Here is a 21717-nt window from a genome sequence, read left to right on the forward strand (position 1 = left end):
ATATTCCGCCCCCCGAATTTATTCAGAACAAGATTCTGATTATTCACATAAGAAATTCATCAACTTATAACGATAAGCCTGAGCAAACTTTGACACTATGAACGACAAAATAAAATTCGCTATTAAAGTATCGCTTAGCCTGACTCTGGCTTATCTAATCCCGTTTGCCATGGGTTGGCCGCAAGCATCGACGGCCGCAACCACAGTGATGCTGATTGCATCCACAGGCAGTCGTCGTGAATCCCTCGCCAAAGGTACCTTACGTGTGTTCGGTACGTTGGTTGGCGCCGTCGTTGGCTTGTTACTGGTGGGATTGTTTGCTCAAGACCGCTTGCTGTACATGCTGAGCGTGTCGGTTGTGGTCTCTTTCATTTTTTACTTCCGTAATGCCTATCAAAAAGATCCAACGTTACTCATGCTGACCGGTGTGATGACGCTGATGATGTCCAATGGCGGTGACGCAGAAGGTGCGTTTCTTTATGGCGTTGACCGCGCTTATATGACGGTGTTTGGGGTGGTGGTTTACACACTCGTGGGGACTTTCTTATTCCCGACCAAAACAGAACAAAATCTAAGACAGCTCATCGAACAACTCAACCAAGCACAACGCGCGTTGTTCACCGCTATCCTGCAAAATTTCGAGCAAAAATCGGCAGGACAAGTCTCTCCTCAACAAGAGGGAGAAGAAAATCCAGAAGCAGGAGAGCCACAACCTAGCGTGGATTCTCTTATCGAACAGATGTTTGCCACCCAAAATGCGCTCGAACAGCGTTTTGCTACAGTCAGTGTGGAATGCAGCGACGTGTCGGCCTACATGAAAGAGTGGCGCTTGGCGGTTCATTTGAACAAGCAGGTAACGCAACAATTGACCGTTGCGGCGCACAGCCACTTTAGCCACCAGCAAGACCGTGAAAGCATCAGCAACTTTGATCAAGCCGTTGCGGAAATTGACGCGCTATTTGATACCTGCCAACAAGTCTGGGACGAAAAAGAGCCCGCTTTTCGTGCTCAAGAATTCAAAGTCGAATACAACCAAGCGTTGCTTGAAGACGCAGCGCACCTAGAGAAAGGCTCTGCGCTTATGCTGGGGCACCTCTTGGGGCTCATGCATCAAAACTTGTCGCGTTTGGCGGAGAGCATTAGCTGCATTGACTCTGTGACGAACAATGTCTCCTTTGACGTGCCACTGCCGAAACCGAAAGGCAAGTTTCTATGGTGGGACGCAGAAAACTTTAAAACCGCGGTCAAGACCTTTGTCACCTATTGGGTTGCAGGACTGATTTGGATTTATTTCAATCCACCAGGCGGCTACTCGTTCGTAGTCTTCTCGACCATGTTTATGTCTTTGCTGTCGTTCGTGCCTGTGCACCCGATTTTGTTGCTTGTGCTGTTCACTTTCGGCTTCTTGTTCGCGGTGCCTTCTTACGTCTTCATTCTTCCGCAATTGGATCTCGGGTTAGAACTTGGCCTGTTCATTTTTATCTACACCTTTATCGGCTTTTATCTGTTCAACGGGCCAGTGACGATTTTCTACATGGTGGGCTTGTTTGTTCTTGGTTTAGACAACAACATGTTCTATCACTTCGGGATCCTCATGACGATCATGCTGCTTTTCTACATGGTGGTATTCATGATCATTTTCGCGCACTACTTCCCGTTTAGCTCACGACCAGAACACCTCTTTTTGACTATAAAAGAGCGCTATTTTAGGCACACTCGGGATCTGTTTGACTCCTATCAGAAGCAGTCCAGTTCGATTATTACGCCGCTCAAACGGGCCTTACACTTGGTGACGCTCAACGTTTCATCGAAAAAGCTCAAGGTGTGGGGTTCGAAAATCAACCACAAACACTTTGACAAAACCACGCCAGAAGCGATTGCCGCGTTTAGCAAAGCGTGTGATGTACTCAGTAGTCACATCAATATCTTAATGGCCGCCGAGAAAAAGTTGCTGACCAATCCGCTGATTACTCAACTTCGCCAACAACACCGCGATTCCATCATTCCTTTGATGGCGGGCGCTTTAGCCAGCCATCAAGCAACACAAGAACTCGATTCCGTATTCGACCAATACAGTCAGGATTACCAATCATTCGAAGATAAACTGGAAGATTTTTTTAGTGAGTTAGATTTATCTGACTACGCTTATTCTGAGATAGCCGGTTTTTATATCTTGCTGAATTTAAAACGGAACGTGTTCGAAGCAATCAAGCATTGCAAGCAAACCTACGAGGATATCGATTGGGTGAACTTACAACAGAAGCGTTTTTAAAGGTGGGGATATGATGCTTCCAAAACTAACCAAACCAAGCCTCGCCATACTTTCTTTGCTCGGACTCAGTGCGTGTACCACTGTGGGGCCAGACTATGTTCATCCAAAGCAGGCGCCAATGCCAAGTGACTGGTCGGTGCAAAAAGCAGCCAAAGATACGCAGCAATCAGAGCAACAGCTACAACAATGGTGGCAGCAATTTAATGACTCAACTCTCAATCAGCTGGTTGAGTTGGCGAGCAAACAAAACCTCGATTTAGAAGCCGCGGGACTGCGCATTGTCCAAGCTCGTTCATTGCTTGGCATTTCGACTGGCTTGCAATACCCGCAAGTTCAAACCGTGTCAGGAAATCTAGCGCGTGCCTACGTGAATGATCAGGGTGTAAACAACGCCGCTCTGTCGTTTGATGCTGCGTGGGAAATGGATATTTGGGGCAAGTATGCTCGCGGTATTGAGTCGGCAGAAGCCGGTTATTACGCATCCATCGCGTCGTATCACGACATAATGGTCACCATCACCGCAGAAGTGGCGCGTAACTACATTAACTATCGCACGTTCCAAGAGCGCATTTTGCTGTCTCGTCGCAACATCGAAATTCAAGAGCGTGTCGTCCGCATTACACAGGTGCAGTTCGACTCTGGCAACGTTACAGAATTGGACGTTCAGCAGGCGAAAAACCAACTCTATACTACCAAAGCGGCATTACCGAGTCTCGAAGTTGCGATGAAACAATCACGTACCGCGTTGGCGTTATTACTAGGTGCATTACCGGAAGAAGTAGACGAGCTGCTGCAATCAGATGGAATGCATAAGCAAATTGCTGACTACGAAAAACAGTTCAAATCGACAGGCAGAAAATCGGCGTTATCGGGCACCGACGAGCGCTCCATTGTGCCGCGCCCACCGCTGTTGGATACCCAAGTGGACGCAAACTTAGTGATGCGACGTCCAGATTTGCAAGTCTCTGAGATGCAAGCTCGCGCGCAGAGTGCGCAAATTGGCGTGGCGGAAACCGCTCTGTACCCAAGCTTTTCGTTGTTCGGTTCTATCGGTATCGACAGTACGGTTCCCGATGGCAGCAGTTTCAGTTTTAGCGATTCGCTCACCATGGTGGTTGGCCCAACGTTCAGTTGGAATATTTTCCAATACGGACGCGTGAAAAATAACATTCGTTTCGAAGATGCTCGCTTCCAAGAAACGCTGACCAACTACAACAAAAAAGTGCTGCAAGCCGTTAATGAAGTCACCAATGCAATCGAAGCGTATGACCTGTATTTACAGCAAAAAGATTTACGCTTGCAATCAGTCAACTCTTCCATTCGTGCATTCAACATCTCCATGACACAGTACGAAAACGGCCAAATCTCTTTTGAACGTCTGCTCAACTCGGTAGAGAAAATGACCCGTGCGGAAGACAGCTACGCAACGATCAAAGGGAACGTGGCGAACCAAGTTGTTGCACTCTATAAAGCCCTCGGTGGAGGCTGGCAAACCCAAACAGGCAAACCCTTCCTCAGTGAATCTATTGCCAAGAAAATGACAGAACGAACTGACTGGGATGGTTATTTAAATGAAGAAAACCGCGTATTGCCGCCTTTGCGCCTCGAAACTCCGGATGAGACCAGTGATGAGAACAAAACGGAGGATCTCTAATGCCTCATGAACTCTCTTGGGGAGACATTTACTTTTCTCCCACGTTACTGGTGCTCTTTCTCGCCGTCACGGCAACGTGGATAACGGTGATGATATTGAACAAGACACGTCTGTCTCGCTTCATTGCTTTTCCGTCTCTGACGTTTATTGCCATCATAGTCGGTTATGTGGTGGCCATCGACAGCTTTTATATTCAATTTTAGGTGCCAAACAAGATGAAAAAACTATTCGTAATCGCACTCAATCTTGTCATTCTTGGTGGCGCAGCTTGGCTCGGCTATCAAAAATTTGAAGAGTATTTTAATAACCCTTGGACACGCGACGGCCAAGTGCGCGCGAACGTCATCAAAGTAGCTCCTCGTGTATCAGGCCCAATTGTAAATGTCGCGGTGCAAGACAACCAAGAAGTGAAAACAGGCGATTTACTGTTTGAAATCGACCCTGCGACTTACGAAGTTGCTTTGTCTCAAGCCGAAGTGGCGCTAGAACGCGCCATTGTTAGCTCTCGCGGTAAAAAAATCGAATACGATCGCCTTAAAGACATTCGCGCGAAAGACCGCGGCGCTGTTTCTCACAAGGATCTGATTCGTCGTGAAATCGCTTACGAAGAATCGCTACTGCAAATCAAATCTGCAGAAGAGCAATTAAAGTCAGCGCGCCTTAACCTCAGCTTCACCAAAGTTTATGCGACCGTCGATGGTTTTGTGTCTAACCTCGATATTCGAAACGGTACACAAGCGGTCGCAAACCAGCCACTGCTGGCGCTGATCGACAAGAACAGTTTCTGGGTGTTTGGTTTCTTCCGTGAAAACCAACTCGCACAAATCGAACCGGGTAGCCAAGCACGTGTCACTTTGATGTCTCACCCAGACACGCCAATTGACGCAACGGTTGACTCTATCGGTTGGGGTATTGCGCCGAAAGACGGCACGGTCGGCTACAACCTTCTTCCAAACGTGAACCCTGTTTTTCAGTGGATTCGCTTAGCACAACGTATTCCGGTACGAATCTCAATCCAAGAACTTCCAGAAGATGTTGATCTTCGATTCGGGCTTTCTGCGTCCATCATGGTGATGAAAGATTCATCGGCAGAAAATGAACAGTAACTAAGTGAGAAGAACCATGGTCATTGGTAAAAAACTCAAAAACATTAATGAAGAAAACAACTTCTTCTATCTAACTTTAGCGCTGGTGATTTTGTTGCTAGGGAGTGCAATGGCACAAGTGGTGGGCGAAGGGACGATTGAACACATACTGCAGGCATTCACGGTTCTCACGTTCATTGTTTGTTTTGCCAGCCTTCGCTTCGACAAAATGTGGTCTCGTTTCCTCTATACCCTGTTTGGCGTTTGGGTTCTTGTGATTGTGATCAAGACCGTTTTCAACATCCGAGAGATGAATGTAGTGATGCTTGCCCTCACCTTCGCGTTCTTTTTCGGCACTTTTAAATCCATCGCAAGGCAGATTCTTTTCACTGGCCACGTCAATAGCAACAAAGTCATTGGCTCAGTCGCGCTTTTCTTGCTGCTTGGTCTGATGTGGGCAATTGCCTATCTCATTCTTCTAGAGTTCTCGCCAACCTCATTCACTGGGATGGAAGCCATTTCTTGGGGGCAGAATTTCTCTAATGCGGCGTATTTTAGTTTCGTCACCTTAACCACGCTTGGTTATGGCGATATCAGCCCTCTAACGCCATTGGCTCAAGTCGTGGTGTATTTAGAGGCCATTACAGGTGTTTTCTATATGGCGATTGTTGTTTCAAGTCTCGTCAGTTCTAACATTGATCATCAGGTAAACAAAAATGGATAAACAATCGGTAAAAATCGACAGTAAGCTTTTCATTAGTAATATGGTGGAATCGGCAATACGCATTGGCTTGATCTTCGTCTTGCTGATGTTTACGTACGACATCATCAAACCCTTCATTCTTCCCGTTATTTGGGGTGCAATTATAGCCGTCGCTTTAATGCCACTTACAAAAAAGCTGGAGCGTGCATATGGAGGTCGTAGAGGCCTGGCAGCCACAACGATTGCTTTACTTGGTATTGCACTCTTAGTCACACCACTTGTTATGGTATCAGGCTCCATTGTAGATGGTGCAACGCATGCGCTTGAAGTATTGCAAAACGGACAAGTGAAGATCCCAGGTCCAAAACCTTCCGTTGCGGATTGGCCTGTCGTAGGTGATAAGCTCTATGAGGTGTGGACCCTATTCGCGACTAACCTTGAACAAGCGATTCAAACCTTTATGCCGCAGATAAAGTCCGCGCTCACTTCTTTGCTAGGCACACTTGGCGGTGTATTGGGAAGTTTATTGCTTTCAATCTTGTCACTTGCGATTGCAGCAGGTTTTATGACGTACTCTGAATCTGCAGCATCAGGGCTAAGAACCATCGCTATTCGTACCGCTGGTGAAAACGCTAAAAGCTGGACCACGCTTATCGCAGCAACCATTAAAAGCGTACTGCTTGGCGTAGTGGGTGTGGCGGCGATTCAAGCCCTATTGATCGGTGCTGGTTTCTTTGTATTTGGCGTTCCGGCAGCTGGTTTGCTCACTCTGATTCTGATGATCTTGTGTATCGCTCAGCTACCAGCGCTGCTTGCCGTACTACCAGTGATCGGCTTTATGTACATGACTCAAGATACAACGACAGCCACCATGTTTACTGTCTGGGTAGTAGTTGCAGCTCTTTCTGAAAACCTGTTCAAACCAATGTTAATGGGACGTGGTGTCGACGTACCAATGCCTGTGATTCTGCTCGGTGCCATCGGTGGTATGCTTTTCTACGGCATCGTTGGTCTGTTCTTAGGTGCCGTTATCCTGGCGATTTGGTATGAGTTATTTGTTTGGTGGTTGAGCATTGAGAAAGCACAACAGCAAGAAGAAATGGCAGAACAACAAGACGCTTCTGATGACCAATCAGAGCCTGGACACGGTGCTGGCATATAATAAATCAATAAGTTAAAAAGAAATTTAATCTATAACTTATGATATCAAACCGCTCTATTGCAGCGGTTTGATTCTATTTGGATCACAGTTTCCCCGTAATAAATGCGATAAAAATGACGTTCTTGTTAAATTTTCATACTTCTTACACTTGGGAGTTGCAATCGGGCAATGAACGATGCACTCTCGATGACCACTAATTTGCTTAGGATAAAAACAATGAAATTGATCAAGCCTTTAACTTGTGCGCTTGCTCTCGCAATGAGTGGCATGGCATTCGCAGATGTAACCGTGAGTGTTCCTGACAACGTTTCAGTATTAGCGGCTAACGGTGAAAAAGCAGACCTTTCGGGTGGTTTTTTCGCCTCGGAAAGAACACTAACGTTACCTGATGGCGTTAACCAAGTCGTATTTCGCTTCGCCCCTTACTTTAACCAAGGCAATGACCGTTTAAGTGTTGAAAGCGATGTTATCGTTACACGATTTGACGCTGCCAATGCCGAGCTGACGCTACAAATGCCAGAATACCGCAACCTTCGCGATGCGGAAGAAAAGATCAAGGACTTAGATTGGAAACTGGTTGATGATTCAGGCAACACCGTCGCCGTTGAGCAAGACAAATTGATCAAACCGGGTATGCAAATCGGTCGTGATTACGTACGTGAAATCGAAGATTACAACCAAGCTGGCGGTGCAGCAGCAGTGGCTTTTGCTGGCGCAGCGACCATGCAGCCAGTCACGCTTCCTGCAAAGGTTCCTGCAGATACGAAGCAAGTGAGAGCAACTGCGGTTAAATCAGATTCGACAGCAGAAGAGATGCTGCACTTCTGGTACCAAAAAGCAGACGCAGAAACCAAAGCTCGCTTTAAAGCGTACGTTAATCAACAATAAGTCTGATTAACTCTATCGATATTAAAAAAGCCACTTCATGTGGCTTTTTTGATCGAACAAGCTAGGACGTTTGAACGACTTTGGTATTGGTGATCATCATGTGTTCAATATGGTTATATCAATTTAACCAAACGCTACCAGTAACGCTCATAGATGATATTGCCTCCTGTTTTAGGACGATACTTTTCCAACCCAAGCCCTTGTAAGACTGGCAAGGTATCTTTGATCATCTGCGGGTTCCCACACATCATGACAAAACTACTTTGAGCAGAGAATGGCACATCAGCAGCGTTGGACAGTCTACCCGATTCGATGAGTTCGGGAATTCGACCTTGTAACTGGCCATCCACCACTTCCCTACTGACTATCGGGATGTACTTTAATCTGCCTTCATATCGTTGCTGTAGTTGCTCAATCAGATATTTGTAGACCAGATCTTTTTCGTAGCGAACCGCATGAACAAGCACAATTCGCTCATTATGGGGTGGTAAGTTTATATCATCCAGTAGCGATAAAAACGGTCCAATACCTGTACCTGTAGATAGCAGCCACAGATCATGAGCCTGTTTAGGAATAGAGTCGTGGATTAAGTCACCATGTGCGGTCTCACCAACATAAATACTATCACCAGATTTAAGCTTTTGGAGCCTTGGAGAAAGTTGTCCTTGAGGGTCCGCTACTATTAGGAACTCCAACCAATCGAACTGTTCGCTTGGTGCATTAACCACAGAGTAAGCACGGCTGATCGGCTTGCCCTCATCATCTAGCAAAGCAAGCTTGGTGAACTGGCCGGCTTTAAAGGTAAGAGGCGCGCCTGAGACCCTTAAACTGAACAGCTCGCCAGTCCAGTCAATGCGTTTTTCCACCTTGGCTAGATTGAAACCTTTCAGCTCAGTCATGAGACACCTCCTATTTGGTTACTCTTAGTTAAACTTACGCCTTCAACTCGATTATGTAAAGTTTCTAGTTTACATAATAAGATTGCCATTTCATTTCACATTTTAAAAACAATTTTATTACATATTAAATGATTACATCTAGAATAAATGCTCAAAGTGATAAGTCGCGTCGCAATTTGTGGCAATGCAGATGAAAAAGGAGCACTAAAAATGGACACACTGTTAAAGGACTTTCCCGTTATCACAGAGATCAAAGTCGCATGGGGTGAAATGGATGCTCTGCAACACGTCAATAACGTGGTCTATTTCCGCTACTTCGAGACAGCGCGTTTAGATTACTTCAACAAAATTAATCTGCTAGTCGACCTGCAAACCTCGCAAATTGGGCCAGTACTGAGCGAGACGCAATGCCGCTACAAGCTTCCTGTCACTTACCCAGACACGTTATTAGTCGGCTCGCGCGTAATCGACATGCAAGAAGATCGCATCACGATGGAATACCAAGTGCTGAGTAAGAAGTGGGGTAAGATTGCGACCATCGCGACCGCTACTGGTGTGATGTTTGATTTTAAGAACAACGTAAAAGCTGCGATTCCAGACCACGTTCGCCAGTCGATTTTAGACTTGGAAGGAACTGTGGGTAGCACGCATCATTTAGAGTAGCAAGAAACGAGAGATTAAAGGCGAGGTTCTCGACAGCGCTTCTTCATCGCTATCGGGAATAATGCTGAGGTACTATTCCAGCCTACACGATAAGAAAAGCTGCGTCATTCTAGCGAGCCATAGCGAGACTAAGAATCTACTTACCGCTTGCTGCAGACCCTAGAGCGATGAATAAACTCAATACAATCTGAGAGTAGATTCTGAATCACGCTCGTTCCTCGCTGTTCAGAATGACGGTTCGAGTTTAGCTCTGACCTCTATAAAACCATCTAAAAAGCTATTCCAGAGAAGCCTAAGTGACCATCCGGAATCTCTCCTTAAATGTAACAGCAGAGCTACTCTTCCAGCCTACGCGATAAGAAAAGCTGCGTCATTCTAGCAAGCCAAAGCGCGACGAAGAATCTACATACCGCTTGCTGCAGGCCATAGAGCTATGAATAAACTCAATACAATCTGAGGGTAGATTCTGAATCACGCTCGTTCCTCTCTGTTCAGAATGACGAACCTCGTTTAGGTTCTGACTCTAAAACACTATCTAAAAAAACATCCCGGACGAGCACAAGCGAGTCATTCGGAATCTCGCTTTAGACGTAATAGCAGAGCTACTCTTCCAGCCCACACGATAAGAAAAGTGGCGTCATTCTAGCGAGCCAAGGCGAGACTAAGAATCTACTTACCGTTTGCTGCAGGCCATAGAGCTATGAATAAACTCAATACAATCTGAGGGTAGATTCTGAATCTCGCTTTAGACGTATCAGCAGAGCTACTCTTCCAGCCTACGCGATAAGAAAAGCTGCGTCATTCTAGCGAGCCAAAGCGAGACTAAGAATCTACTTACCGCTTGCTGCAGACCCTAGAGCGATGAATAAACTCAATACAATCTGAGGGTAGATTCTGAATCACGCTTTAGACGTAACAGCAGAGCCACTCTTAAAGCCCACACGATAAGAAAAGTGACGTCATTCTAGCGAGCCAAGGCGAGACTAAGAATCTACATAACGCTTGCTGCAGACCATAGAGTGATCAGCAGAACGTCTCGATATATAGCGCTTCCACCTTATCTCTTGCCCATTGCGTTTTACGCAAAAACTTCAGCGAAGATTTGATCGACGGATCTTTCTTAAAACAGTTCACTCGAACGCGCTCATACAGGCCATTCCAACCAAAGTGTTCAACTAGTCGGGTGACGATTTTTTCTAAACTCAACCCATGCAGAGGGTTATTCGGCTGTTCGTTGCTCATGTTGTTGATCCAGTAGCGATGTAAGTGGCGGGCTAATCTAACTCAAAGTGACCACTTAACCTAATGTTTTCACCTTCAAAGGCGTTTAGCTTGAATTACTTTGCTCATCTCCCCTATAGTAGCTCAAACTTCACAAACATCCTTTTCACGATGAAAGCCCTCAACGACCTCAATATTTTTGTCGAAACAGCGCGCCAAGGCAGCTTTTCAAAAGCTGCTAATAGCATGGACATGACACCTGCCGCCATTAGCGCATCGATTAAGCGTCTTGAAGGGCAAATCGGTTTCCCGCTGTTTGTGCGTTCCACCCGAAGCCTGCGTTTAACCTCAGAGGGCGAACTATTTTTAGACAAAACCACGCAAGCGTTGGCAACATTGCAAGAGGGGTTGGATCAGATCTCAAGTGCACGTGGCGAGTTATCTGGTCAACTGCACATTACTGCGCCCTCCGATTTTGGTCGCAATATGTTGCTCGATTGGGTGGATGAGTTCATCGATCTCTACCCAAATGTTTCCATCAAACTAGAGCTGTCCGATAGCTTGACGGATATGTACACCAAGCCTGTCGATATTGCGATTCGCTACGGCGAGCCTGCCGACTCCAATCTGGTCGTGTTGGCTTTGTGTGGGTCAAACGAACGGATCTTATGTGCATCGCCAGAGTACGTAGCTACACATCCAGAACTCACCTCTCCTGCAGATTTAACGCAACACAACTGCTTGTGCTATATGGTCGCGGATTCGGTCTACAACAAATGGACGCTCACGCGTGACGGCGAGAAAGAACAAATCGTGGTCAGCGGTAACTTGATGAGCAACGATAGTGACTTGCCACACCGGTTAGCGATCAAAGGCAAAGGCATTGCGAATAAATCATTGATGGACATCAGCCGAGACTTAATCGAGGGAAGATTGGTGCGAGTGTTACCAGAGTGGGATTGCGGCCCAGTACCGCTCTACATGGTGTGCGCCGATCGTCGCTTACTGACGCCAACAATTCGGACTTTCCGCGACTTTATCCAACAAAAATGCTGCCAGCAACGCGCCAACGTGCTGGCAACCTTCTGTCATTAGGCGATAAATCGAAGAGGACGAATCTGGGTATATTCAACCCAATCGTTCTCTTCCAATGTTTCAAGAAACGTCGCCATGTGCGGGCTTTGCAAATGCTTATCCAAGGCCTCTTGCGATGCCCAAATTTCTTGGAACATAAATAGGCCTTCAACTTTCTCGTCAAGATACAACTCGTATTGGCAACAGCCTTCTTCTTGACGAGTTGGCTCTAGTAAACCAGCAAGCAAATTCACCACCTGATCCTTGCTGTCTGGGTAGGCTTTCACTTCTGCAACTAAGTGGATCATCGTTTTATCACTCTTTTGCGATTTATATATTGATTACAGGGTTCTACGTCACCTGTAAGCAAGCTCGAATTAGATCTCGGTGAATACGGTTTCTGCGTCCCAGCGAGACTTTGGCGTTTTCGCGTTGAAGTCATCTTCCGTGTGGTAGCCAAGCGGCACGATCACAACGCTGGTGTAACCTTTTTCGCGCAAGCCAAATTCTTCATCCAGCACTTTGGGATCAAACCCTTCAATTGGCACTGCATCGATTTCTAGCGTCGAAGCACCCAGCAGCAACGTACCCACGTTGAGGTAAACTTGTTTCTCCATCCAATGGTTCGCATCTTTCAGATCAAAACGGTGCATGTTCACAAAGTAGCTACGACCACCGCGCACGGCCGCTTTCGCTTCTTCGGTTGGGAATCGGCCATCTTTTTCTTCTTGCGCCATTAGCGCTTCAATGTAGTCGTTATCAATGCCTGTTTTCGCACAAAACACCAATACGTGAGAAGCGTTGAGAATCTTCGCCGCGTTAAACGCGTAGTTCTCTTGTGCCGCTTTAGCGATGCGCTGTTTACCTTCTTCTGTGCTTGCCAGAATGAAATGCCAAGGTTGAGAGTTCACACTCGATGGACTAAAACGAACCAGCTCTTTAACTGCATCGATTTTTTCTTGAGGTAGCTTGCGTGTTGGGTCAAACACTTTCGTTGAGTAACGAGATTTTGCAGCTTGTACGATATCCATGAGGTTCTCCAATTAATGAGTTTAAGCTGAGTAACAGCATAACCTCATGAGATAAAGGGAAAAACCGATTTCGATTAAAAACATTTTCAAAATAAATTTGAAAATAAAACGATAAGAAAGGCTTTGAGCGTTCTCACTGAACTTCTTCATCTTTTCGGCAATAATGCATGTTTGCTCGCAACCAAACTCAACTCATGCTGCCTCAAGATAACGTTATTACATCCTTTCTGTGCAAAAAGCTCGGTCACAATCACCTTCGAATTGCCGGCGAATATTGGCACATTGAGAAGTTGGTGGCCTTGCAATGCATGATGTTGAAAGAAGCGCCTAACCTCCAAGAAGGGCTGCTTTGGTGGAGTAAAAGTGTCTCATTATTCGACCGCCGTTTGTACGTCACATTTCAACATGGTGATGCCCAAATCCATCTGCAAGTCGAATGTAGAACGGCCGATATGCCAAATTGGGCGGAGTCGGTGTTTGGCTTGCTCAAAATGCAGTTGGAAATGCTTGAGCTAAGCGAATCAATACAGGTACAAGTTCACGCCAACAATCCACTCGCGGCCGATATTTTTCTAGAGGAAACGCGAGATTCTAAAACGAGTTCAAGCGTGTTTGAACTGGTGAAACATGTTTATTTGCTGCTTTCTCACCAGCCCATTGAACAACCAGAATTGCTGAGTGTTTTGAACGCCTTGTTCATCAAAAACAGCAATTACGCGCTCAAGTTAGAGCAAGCGGCAAGGCAACTGGGCGTCTCCAAACGCACCTTGCAACGTCGACTGCAAGAAAAGCAAATGAGCTACTCTCAATGCGTTGATTTCGCTAAAAGAAAGCAAGCACTCACTTTGCTTGCCGACACCCAACTCACAACGCAGCAAATCGCCTATCAACTTGGTTATGAAGAACCATCGAACTTTCACCGCACTTTTCGCCGTTGGTATCCGTTTTCACCCATGCAGTATCGCCAACAATGTTTGGATAACCGAACTCAGCTAAATCAGCAACCGATCCGCTTGTACTACGCCAAAGCCAATACCTTCGACGATAACCACATCGACCAACCTGTCGGCAAAATCTGGATGGAAGTGGACAATATTGCGTTTGAAAAAGTGGTCTCAGTAGAATGCCGTGACCGTGATGGCGCATGGCGGCGCTACCCCGCCTTCTTCGAGCGTTTTTTAAGTCATGGCACCGAACTCTGGGCAACGACCGAACTTCCGGTGGCGCATCCCCTGACCTTTCGCCTGTGTTACGAAGTCGATGGGGAGCGTTACATTGAGAATAACCACCAGCGTGATTATGTAGTTTCTAAGGGGCTTTTAATTGGCGCAACGGAATATATTGTCCCGACTCGGCAACTTATTAACATTGGGGCGCAATATACGCTCTTTGTCGAACTGGCATGCCGACTTGAAAACGTTGCGAGGATAGACGGTTACGTCGATGATGACCCCACACCTCACGCAATGCGCTTGACCCAACACTCGCTACATTATGCTTGTTGGGTGCTACAATTATCGCTCACTCAAACTGCAAAGCAGTGCCGTTTCCGCCTTTATGATGAATCCGACAACGAGCTCGCGAAAGAGCATTACCCGATACAATATCCTATTGTGCAACCGCTCAATTAAAACTGTCGGTCAGATCAAAGTCGCCGCTTCGTGACATCATTTCACATCTTTTTTGGCGTAAATTGACACTCTCAATTTCAAACCTTTGCTTTATCGTTTCTGCATTGCTGCATAACGGAGGCAAAAACTGTGTTTGAAACTCTACCTAACCCAATGAATAAAATAAAAATACTTCCTTTAGCGATCACTCTTGCTCTTTCTGGCTGTGGAAGCGACGAAACCACACCAATCGATACAGGCAGCCACGTGGCATCTCCTGATTGGCAAGATCAAATCATTTACTTCCTGATGATCGACCGTTTTAACGACGGCGACAACGCTCTCAATGATCAAGGGCAAAACGAATTCGATCCGACGTCGGATAAAAAATTCAGCGGCGGCGACCTCGTTGGTGTGAGTGATAAGTTAAGCTACATCGAAGATCTCGGTGCCACATCGATCTGGATTACTCCGCCAGTTGCAAACCAATGGTGGGATGCAGAGCAAAACTACGGCGGCTACCACGGGTACTGGGCGCGCGATTTCCAAAAAGTGGATGAACACTTTGGTGACATGGAAAGCTACCAGGCGTTAGCACGCGAAGTGCATGCGCGTAACATGTTCTTAATTCAGGACATCGTGACCAACCATGTAGGCAACTTCTTTACCTACGATGATCCTTACAGTTATGATCCAAGCCTACCTTGCCAAGGCTTCCGTTTGATTAAAAATGCACTGCCCGCCGGACAAGAACTGCCGTACCCACTCAACATGAACGAGTGTAAAACAGACGGCACAGGCAGCTACCACTGGACGCCAACCATCACCGACCACAATGATCCGGTACAAGAAAAAACTTGGCAGCTCTCTGATTTGGATGACCTTAATACGTCCGATCCTGAAGTACGCGCTTATCTAAAAGAGAGCTACCGAAAATGGATTCGCGAAGTCGGCGTCGACGGATTTCGTATCGATACGGTGAAGTTTGTTGAACACGATTTCTGGAACGATTTCCTACACGCCGACGATGGTGTGATGACGCAAGCGGTTGATACCGGTCGTGACAACTTCCTCACTTTTGGTGAAGTATTCGAAACATCTACGCCTTACCACACCGAAGGCGAAGAGAAGATGCTGACTTACATCGGTGAAAGTGGCTCGCCGAAACAGCTAACCTCGGTACTGAACTTCCCATTGCAAGCGACCATGACGCGCGTATTTGCATCAGGGCAACCGACCGACTATTTGCGTTTCCGTCTTGAGAAAATGATGGAGATGTTCCCGAATCCATACATCATGCCGAACTTCATTGATAATCACGACATGCCGCGCTTTCTGTCGCAAGGTAGCGTGAATGACATGAAACAAGCACTGATCACCATGATGAGCGTACCGGGTATTCCTGTGATTTACCAAGGTACAGAGCAAGCAATGTCAGCAGCGCGCGATGCGATGTTCGCCGGAGGGTATCGTGAAGATGGCAACTACGTAGACTCATTCGACCAAAACAGTGAGATGTACTTGTTTATTCAAGAACTTGCCAAGCTACGCACTGAAAACAAAGTCATGACACGTGGCGAAATAAAAGTGATTGGCAGCGATAAAGCGGGCGCGGGCGTCTTCGCCTTTACCCGAACGTTGGATAACGACGAAGTCTTGGTTGTGATGAATACATCCAACTCGCCGATGTTGATGAACCAACTCGATGTAGAACAAGTTGGCGGCACCGTCTTCCAACAACAAATCATGTCGAACTGGGCAGAAGCTCCAGAACAGTTAATCGCAGATGAAAATGGTCACGTAACCCTTGAGCTACCAGCCAAGTCTGCAGTGATTTACTCAAAAACAGGCAGCAACCAATCTGTAGATACCCCAGACCTCAATATCCGACTTGCTCAAGATTGGGAAGGACAAACCATCACTGATGACATAGTGATCACTGGTACTGCTAACGCAAACGAGAAATTGAACCTTGTCGTAGACGGTAATCTGGAAACAGCACAAGCCATTACCGTAGGTGCTGACGGTCAATTCAGCGTGACTTTATCTACCCGTCACTTTGCGATTGGCGAACAGCAACACCGCTTCGCGATTTATTCTACTGAGAAAAAAGCTGGCATTGAAGATGTTAACTTTGTGTCGGACTTAAGCTGGTCGAACACGCCAGACGACACTATTGATGACGCGGGTGATGCGCAAGATGGCATGGGCGGTCCTAACGGTAACTATTCGCTACCAACGGACCCAACATTCGATAAAAACAATAGCCAACTCGCAATCAACAAAGCTGAGGTATTTACCGTTGGCAGTAACGTACGTTTGACCTTCACCATGGACAAGATCACCGACACTTGGTTACCACCAAACGGCTTCGACCACGTAGGTTTCACCATCTTCATTGATTTACCTGAAGAAGCCGCAACCAACTTGTCTGAGCTACCGAAGATCAACGCTTCTATGCCAAGCGGAACCTGGAGTCGCAATGCGGTTGTTTTTGGCTGGCAAAGCTCTATTTACAACACCAAAGGAGCAAATGCGACGACATGGGGAGAAGCCGTAACGCCAGCACCAACAGTGACAGTAGACAAAGCCGACAACACCATTTCAATGGACTTTGCTAGCGATGCACTAGGCCGCCCAGATTCGCTCGATGGTATCCGTTTCTATGTCACGACTTGGGACTTAGACGGTCTTTCAGCAACTTACCGTCCGCTAGAGCAAGACAAAGGCCCTTGGAACTTCTCCGGTGGCGCATCGGATGAAAGTAAGATTTGGGACGATTTACCAATCATCACCTTGTCGGAATAAACCGTTAAAAAAGACACCGCCCAGCGTTTAGCTGGGCGGCCATCAACAAAAGAATGCAGAAAGACACTTCTGCTCGTTTTTATTCTAGTTAAAGAACGATTTCACCCACAGCACCAGACTGTCCCAAAGCTGACCGAACCACGAGCCCTCTTCTACTGCTTGGCTGCTGACCAAGGGATAACTCGCCACGGTACTGTCATCGCTTTTCCAAACGACCTTACCAATCTCATCCCCTTGCGCGAGCGGCGCAATCAACGGTTCATTTAACACCACACTCTTATCAAGCTCAGCCGTCATAGAACGAGGCAGAGTGAGATAGGTATCTTTGGCGAAGATCGCCTCAACTTGATTGGCATTTCCCTTCCAAACGCGAACTTTAGACTCAACCTGCCCTTGTTTGGCAACTTGTTTGGTGTCATAAAAACGAAAACCATAACTGAGTAAATTCTTGGATTGGCTCGTTCGAGCCTGTTTACTTGGCGTACCCATCACCACCGAGATAAGGCGCATTCTTCCTTCTTTGGCCGAGCTCACCAAGCTGTATCCGGCATTGCTGGTGTAGCCGGTTTTGCCTCCGTCGACATCAATGGAATTATCCCATAACAACTTATTGCGGTTGTACTGCGTAATGTCGTTCCACTTGAAGACTTTCTCGCTGTATAGCGCATACACATCAGGAACATCGCTGATGATCGACTGCATGAGTTTTGCCATATCGGTTGGTGAGGTTTGGATGCCATCACTATCAAGACCATGGGAGTTCACAAAATAGGTGTCTTGCAGTCCTAATTTCTCCGCCCAACCATTCATCAAGGCGACAAAGCCGCGTTCACTGCCTGCAACGTGCTCAGCCAGTGCAACGCACGCGTCATTTCCTGATTGGATGATCACGCCGCGCATTAAGTTCGCAACACTAATTTCATCTTTCGGTTTGATGAACATTTTAGAAGAACCGGGAAACTTGGCCGACCACGCGTTTTCGCTCACGGTGACAACATCATCCCATTTCAAACGCCCCGCTTTGATTTCTTGTCCAACTACATAAGCGGTCATCAACTTGGTTAAACTCGCCGGAGCAAGGCCTGCTCGCCCGTTATGCTCGGCAATAATGGCACCGGATTGAAAGTCCATTAATACGTAGCCTTTTGCCTGTAACTGAGGTGGGTTGGGCGTAACAACGGCAAAAGTAGGTACGCTTATTAAACAAGTCACAATTGTCCATCGAGCCAGTGACACTTTCATCCGACTTCCTCCATGCTCTTACTTTGTCGCAACTCTATTGAGCATAGCTCACTCAACCAGTTGCACCAGTCGCTAATCGTTTCATTTTCTTGAACTTACATTGATTTGACCAAGGTATGGAACTGAAGAGGCAATTGGGAAATAGCATTGGTTCTTCGCGCCATTCGCAGTAAAGTAGCGCTACCCCTCAATAAGGAAATAAAGATAACAATGAACGCTCAATCATTTATCGACGCAGGATTGCATTACACTCCCCACAGTTTTACCGTTCCTCTGGATTACCAAGACGCGAGCAAAGGCACCATTGAAATCTTCGCCCGTGCGGTTTGCCTAGTTGGCGATGAAGAATCGACCAAACCTTGGTTGGTTTACTTTCAGGGCGGGCCTGGCTTTCCCTCTCCGCGTCAAAACGGCAATAGCGGCTGGGTAAAACGCGCGCTGCAAGAGTACCGAGTTTTGCTTCTCGACCAGCGCGGTACGGGCAATAGTTCGGTGATTAATCATCAGACTCTGGCTCATTTCACGCCACAGCAGCAGGCCGAGTACTTAAGCCACTTCCGAGCGGATAACATCGTGCGCGACGCGGAATACATTCGTAAGCAATTTGGCGTCGAAAAATGGGCGATCTTAGGTCAAAGCTTTGGTGGTTTTTGCTCCCTCACCTATTTGTCTTTGTTCCCAGACAGCTTGCTACAAAGCTACATCACAGGTGGCGTGCCATCAGTCTCGCGTCATGCCGACGATGTGTATGAAGCCACCTTCAAACGCACCATGGAGAAAAACCAAGCGTTCTTCCAACAATTTCCAAGTGCGCAACAACTTTGCCAAAACATTGCGAATCACTTGCTGGAAAATGAAGAGTACCTACCAAATGGTCAACGCTTCACGGTGGAGCAATTTCAACAAATCGGCATCAACTTTGGTGTGAGTGATACTTTCTTGCCAACTTACTATTGGCTAGAAAGCGCGTTGATTGAAGTGAACGGCAAACCACAACTTCGTTATGAGTTCTTGAACGATATGTTGGCGCAGCAAAACTTCCAAACCAACCCGATCTACGCCATTTTGCATGAATCGATTTACTGCCAAGGCTTTGCGTCGAATTGGAGTGCACACCGTGTTCGCCAAACCCGACCAGAGTTTAATTATGAACCTGGCAAGCCATTTTACTTTACGGGGGAAATGGTCTTCCCATGGATGTTCGATCAATACGTCAACCTCAAGCCACTAAAAGATGCCGCTGAAATATTGGCCGCGAAAGAAGATTGGACTGCGCTGTACGATCAAACACAACTGGCTCAAAACAAAGTGCCTGTCAGTTGCGCCGTTTACGCCGATGATATGTTTGTGGAAATGGATATCAGCCAAGAAACGCTCGCGTTAATCCCAAACTCAAAAGCGTGGATCACTAACGAGTACGAGCACAACGGTTTACGTGCCGACGGTGAGCGCGTTTTAGATAAGTTAATTGCGATGGGGAATCAAACCGCCGCTAATTTGAAATAAATACTATAAAAACGCCTCTTCTAGAGGTAAGAGGCGTTTCATTCCTACCATCTTGTTTTTACGAATCTCTTACGCGCTTGGTCATACGTTTCGTCATCACCCGGTAGCCCATTTTATGATAGAAATCCTCACCTTCATGGTTAAATGACGCCACGGTTAAGCCGATTTCTTCTATTCCTTGAGCACACAAATCACTTTCCATCTTATCCATCAGCGATAAACCTATTCCTAAGTTTCGATGGTTCTCTGAAACAATAAGCTCATTAATAAAGCCAACGCGTTTTTCTGGTGAAATCAGCGACTGAACGTTACGAACCGAACCAGAGATAAAACCGACGACCTTTCTTTGCGAGCAAGCAATAAAAGCGCTCACGCTCCCGTCAAAATACTTTTCGAAGGTGCTATATGATTCTCTTAGTTGCGCCAATTCCTTGGGTGGACGATAGAAGTTCGGTTCAGCTTCATAGTGCGATGTATCGAGTTCAACGAGTAATTGTTTGAGCAAGGGAGCATCTTCTTCCCTCAGCCGCCTGATATAAAACTGCTGCATGTCCTTTCCTTGCCAACTGATCCGATTATTATTTTGTGGCTCTTGCGCACAACTTTAATGAAGAGCCGAAGAAGGAATCACAGTACAAATTTAAACCAAAAGTGTCGAGTTCAACTTACCTTGTTCTCTACAATTTATGCTTATAATTTGAACACATAGCGATTTTACCCGCGTGACGCTTTGCCGCATCAAACACCGCTACATCCCGCCTAGCCATAATATCCGCATAATTTGTCCGTATTTCCGACTAATTTAGTCAGGTATACTTCGTGCCGCTAAAATTTAAAGGTCGTTGACCTCCTGTATTTTTAAAGGAAACCTCATGAGTCAGTATGTAGTTTGTGCGCTGTACAAGTTTGTTGAGCTGAATAACTATCAAGAACTACGCGAGCCATTACTTGCGTTGATGGAAAAACACCATATTCGCGGGACATTACTGCTGGCAAGTGAAGGCATCAACGGCACTGTTGCCTCTGATCGTGCAGGTATTGATACGCTACTTGAGTGGCTAAACAACGAACCTCGTTTGACAGGCACCGTATACAAAGAGTCGTATTCTGAGACCCAGCCATTCAATCGCACCAAAGTGAAATTGAAAAAAGAGATCGTAACATTAGGTGTTGAAGGCATAGACCCTCGCCACGTAGTGGGTACTTACGTGAAACCTCAAGAGTGGAACGATCTTATTGCTGATCCTGAAGTGTTTGTTGTCGATACACGTAATGATTACGAAATCGAGATCGGCACATTCAAAGGCGCTGTAAACCCAAATACTGAAACCTTTCGTGAATTCCCAGACTATGTAAAAGAAAACATGGACCCGGAAAAGCATAAGAAAGTGGCGATGTTCTGTACCGGTGGTATCCGCTGCGAAAAATCAACTGCTTACATGAAAGAACAGGGCTTTGATGAGGTCTACCACTTAGAAGGCGGCATTCTTAAATATCTTGAAGAAGTTCCTCAAGAAGAGAGCATGTGGGAAGGTGACTGCTACGTTTTTGATGGCCGTGTTGCAGTAAACCACCAGCTAGAAAAAGCAGATTACGACTTATGTAACGCTTGTCGTCTACCGATCACTGAAGAAGACAAACAGTCTGATTTGTTCGAGCAAGGCGTGAGCTGCCCGAAATGTCACGGCACACACTCAGAAGAACAAATTGCTCGATTCCGCGAACGTGAAAAACAAATTGTTCTTGCAGAACAACGAGGCGAGCAGCATGTTGGTGGCGAAAGTGCCAAGCAAAGAGAAGCTCGACGTGCCGCTAAGTACGCACAAAAAGAAGCTCAGCGTAAACAAGACTAAGCTCGACTCTAATTCTATTTTAAGCGAGCTGCCGTAAGGTGGCTCG

19 protein-coding genes are annotated in these 21717 nt (G+C 46.5%); 13 read left to right on the top strand and 6 right to left on the bottom strand.

Going from position 1 to position 21717, the window contains the following annotated elements; genetic code table 11:
- Positions 1 to 97 precede the first annotated feature (97 nt).
- From FKN16_RS11605 to FKN16_RS11635, 7 genes are all read left to right on the top strand, one after another.
- A complete protein-coding gene (locus FKN16_RS11605) occupies positions 98 to 2272 on the top strand; it encodes an FUSC family protein (protein WP_170902736.1) in 2175 nt (724 codons plus the stop codon).
- Positions 2273 to 2282: 10 nt separating this feature from the next.
- Positions 2283 to 3926 (top strand): TolC family protein, encoded by a 1644-nt coding sequence (locus FKN16_RS11610; RefSeq protein WP_170902737.1) that lies wholly within the window; start codon positions 2283 to 2285, stop codon positions 3924 to 3926.
- The gene (locus tag FKN16_RS11615) at positions 3926 to 4129 is read left to right on the top strand and encodes a DUF1656 domain-containing protein (protein WP_170902738.1); all 204 of its coding nucleotides are present in this window, start codon (positions 3926 to 3928) and stop codon (positions 4127 to 4129) included. The genes FKN16_RS11610 and FKN16_RS11615 overlap by 1 nt, the downstream gene beginning before the upstream one ends.
- A gap of 12 nt (positions 4130 to 4141) precedes the next feature.
- On the top strand, positions 4142 to 5032 hold the full coding sequence (locus tag FKN16_RS11620) for an HlyD family secretion protein (RefSeq protein WP_006740779.1): 891 nt from the start codon (positions 4142 to 4144) through the stop codon (positions 5030 to 5032).
- A gap of 16 nt (positions 5033 to 5048) precedes the next feature.
- Entirely contained in the window at positions 5049 to 5735 is a 687-nt protein-coding gene (locus tag FKN16_RS11625) for a potassium channel family protein (protein WP_005396612.1), read from the top strand.
- Positions 5728 to 6876 carry an AI-2E family transporter gene (locus FKN16_RS11630; protein WP_005396613.1) on the top strand — a complete coding sequence of 383 codons (1149 nt, stop codon included), beginning with the start codon at positions 5728 to 5730 and terminating at the stop codon, positions 6874 to 6876. Before FKN16_RS11625 ends, FKN16_RS11630 begins: the two co-directional genes overlap by 8 nt.
- Positions 6877 to 7092: 216 nt before the next feature.
- Positions 7093 to 7764, top strand: a complete 672-nt coding sequence (locus tag FKN16_RS11635) for a DUF2057 domain-containing protein (RefSeq protein ID WP_170902739.1) — start codon at positions 7093 to 7095, stop codon at positions 7762 to 7764.
- Positions 7765 to 7898: 134 nt separating this feature from the next.
- Here FKN16_RS11635 and FKN16_RS11640 read toward each other — a convergent pair whose 3' ends face one another.
- Positions 7899 to 8663 carry a ferredoxin--NADP reductase gene (locus tag FKN16_RS11640; protein ID WP_047009626.1) on the bottom strand — a complete coding sequence of 255 codons (765 nt, stop codon included), beginning with the start codon at positions 8661 to 8663 and terminating at the stop codon, positions 7899 to 7901.
- A 210-nt stretch (positions 8664 to 8873) separates the two neighbouring features.
- Here FKN16_RS11640 and FKN16_RS11645 point away from each other — a divergent pair, with 210 nt between their 5' ends.
- The gene (locus tag FKN16_RS11645) at positions 8874 to 9326 is read left to right on the top strand and encodes a thioesterase family protein (protein ID WP_005374933.1); all 453 of its coding nucleotides are present in this window, start codon (positions 8874 to 8876) and stop codon (positions 9324 to 9326) included.
- Between the two features lie 1023 nt (positions 9327 to 10349).
- Here the strand turns inward: FKN16_RS11645 and FKN16_RS11650 are convergent.
- Positions 10350 to 10568, bottom strand: coding sequence for a VF530 family DNA-binding protein (locus FKN16_RS11650; RefSeq protein WP_005396617.1), 219 nt, complete (start codon positions 10566 to 10568; stop codon positions 10350 to 10352).
- Positions 10569 to 10718: 150 nt separating this feature from the next.
- On the opposite strand from FKN16_RS11650, the gene FKN16_RS11655 reads away from it, so the two are divergent.
- Complete coding sequence (locus FKN16_RS11655) at positions 10719 to 11642, top strand: LysR family transcriptional regulator (protein WP_031818458.1); 924 nt, start codon at positions 10719 to 10721, stop codon at positions 11640 to 11642.
- On the opposite strand, the gene FKN16_RS11660 is transcribed toward FKN16_RS11655, so the two are convergent.
- A complete protein-coding gene (locus FKN16_RS11660) occupies positions 11639 to 11929 on the bottom strand; it encodes a putative quinol monooxygenase (protein ID WP_005480132.1) in 291 nt (96 codons plus the stop codon). The two genes, FKN16_RS11655 and FKN16_RS11660, sit on opposite strands and share 4 nt — an antisense overlap.
- Positions 11930 to 11998: 69 nt before the next feature.
- Positions 11999 to 12652, bottom strand: a complete 654-nt coding sequence (gene nfsB, locus FKN16_RS11665) for an oxygen-insensitive NAD(P)H nitroreductase (protein WP_170902740.1) — start codon at positions 12650 to 12652, stop codon at positions 11999 to 12001.
- Positions 12653 to 12819: 167 nt separating this feature from the next.
- Between nfsB and FKN16_RS11670 the strand changes: the two genes are divergently transcribed.
- A complete protein-coding gene (locus tag FKN16_RS11670) occupies positions 12820 to 14283 on the top strand; it encodes an AraC family transcriptional regulator (RefSeq protein WP_170902741.1) in 1464 nt (487 codons plus the stop codon).
- Positions 14284 to 14412: 129 nt separating this feature from the next.
- Positions 14413 to 17070, top strand: coding sequence for an alpha-amylase family glycosyl hydrolase (locus FKN16_RS11675; RefSeq protein WP_170902742.1), 2658 nt, complete (start codon positions 14413 to 14415; stop codon positions 17068 to 17070).
- An 84-nt stretch (positions 17071 to 17154) separates the two neighbouring features.
- On the opposite strand, the gene FKN16_RS11680 is transcribed toward FKN16_RS11675, so the two are convergent.
- On the bottom strand, positions 17155 to 18312 hold the full coding sequence (locus tag FKN16_RS11680) for a D-alanyl-D-alanine carboxypeptidase family protein (RefSeq protein WP_170902743.1): 1158 nt from the start codon (positions 18310 to 18312) through the stop codon (positions 17155 to 17157).
- 210 nt (positions 18313 to 18522) lie between these two features.
- On the opposite strand from FKN16_RS11680, the gene FKN16_RS11685 reads away from it, so the two are divergent.
- Positions 18523 to 19818, top strand: a complete 1296-nt coding sequence (locus FKN16_RS11685) for an alpha/beta fold hydrolase (RefSeq protein WP_170902744.1) — start codon at positions 18523 to 18525, stop codon at positions 19816 to 19818.
- A gap of 58 nt (positions 19819 to 19876) precedes the next feature.
- Here FKN16_RS11685 and FKN16_RS11690 read toward each other — a convergent pair whose 3' ends face one another.
- Positions 19877 to 20368 (bottom strand): GNAT family N-acetyltransferase, encoded by a 492-nt coding sequence (locus FKN16_RS11690; protein WP_006740790.1) that lies wholly within the window; start codon positions 20366 to 20368, stop codon positions 19877 to 19879.
- Between the two features lie 322 nt (positions 20369 to 20690).
- On the opposite strand from FKN16_RS11690, the gene FKN16_RS11695 reads away from it, so the two are divergent.
- Positions 20691 to 21671 carry a rhodanese-related sulfurtransferase gene (locus tag FKN16_RS11695; protein WP_047009631.1) on the top strand — a complete coding sequence of 327 codons (981 nt, stop codon included), beginning with the start codon at positions 20691 to 20693 and terminating at the stop codon, positions 21669 to 21671.
- The last annotated feature ends 46 nt before the right edge of the window (positions 21672 to 21717 follow it).

The sequence above is a fragment of the Vibrio sp. 11-4(1) genome (assembly GCF_013048625.1).
Lineage (GTDB): Bacteria > Pseudomonadota > Gammaproteobacteria > Enterobacterales > Vibrionaceae > Vibrio > Vibrio diabolicus.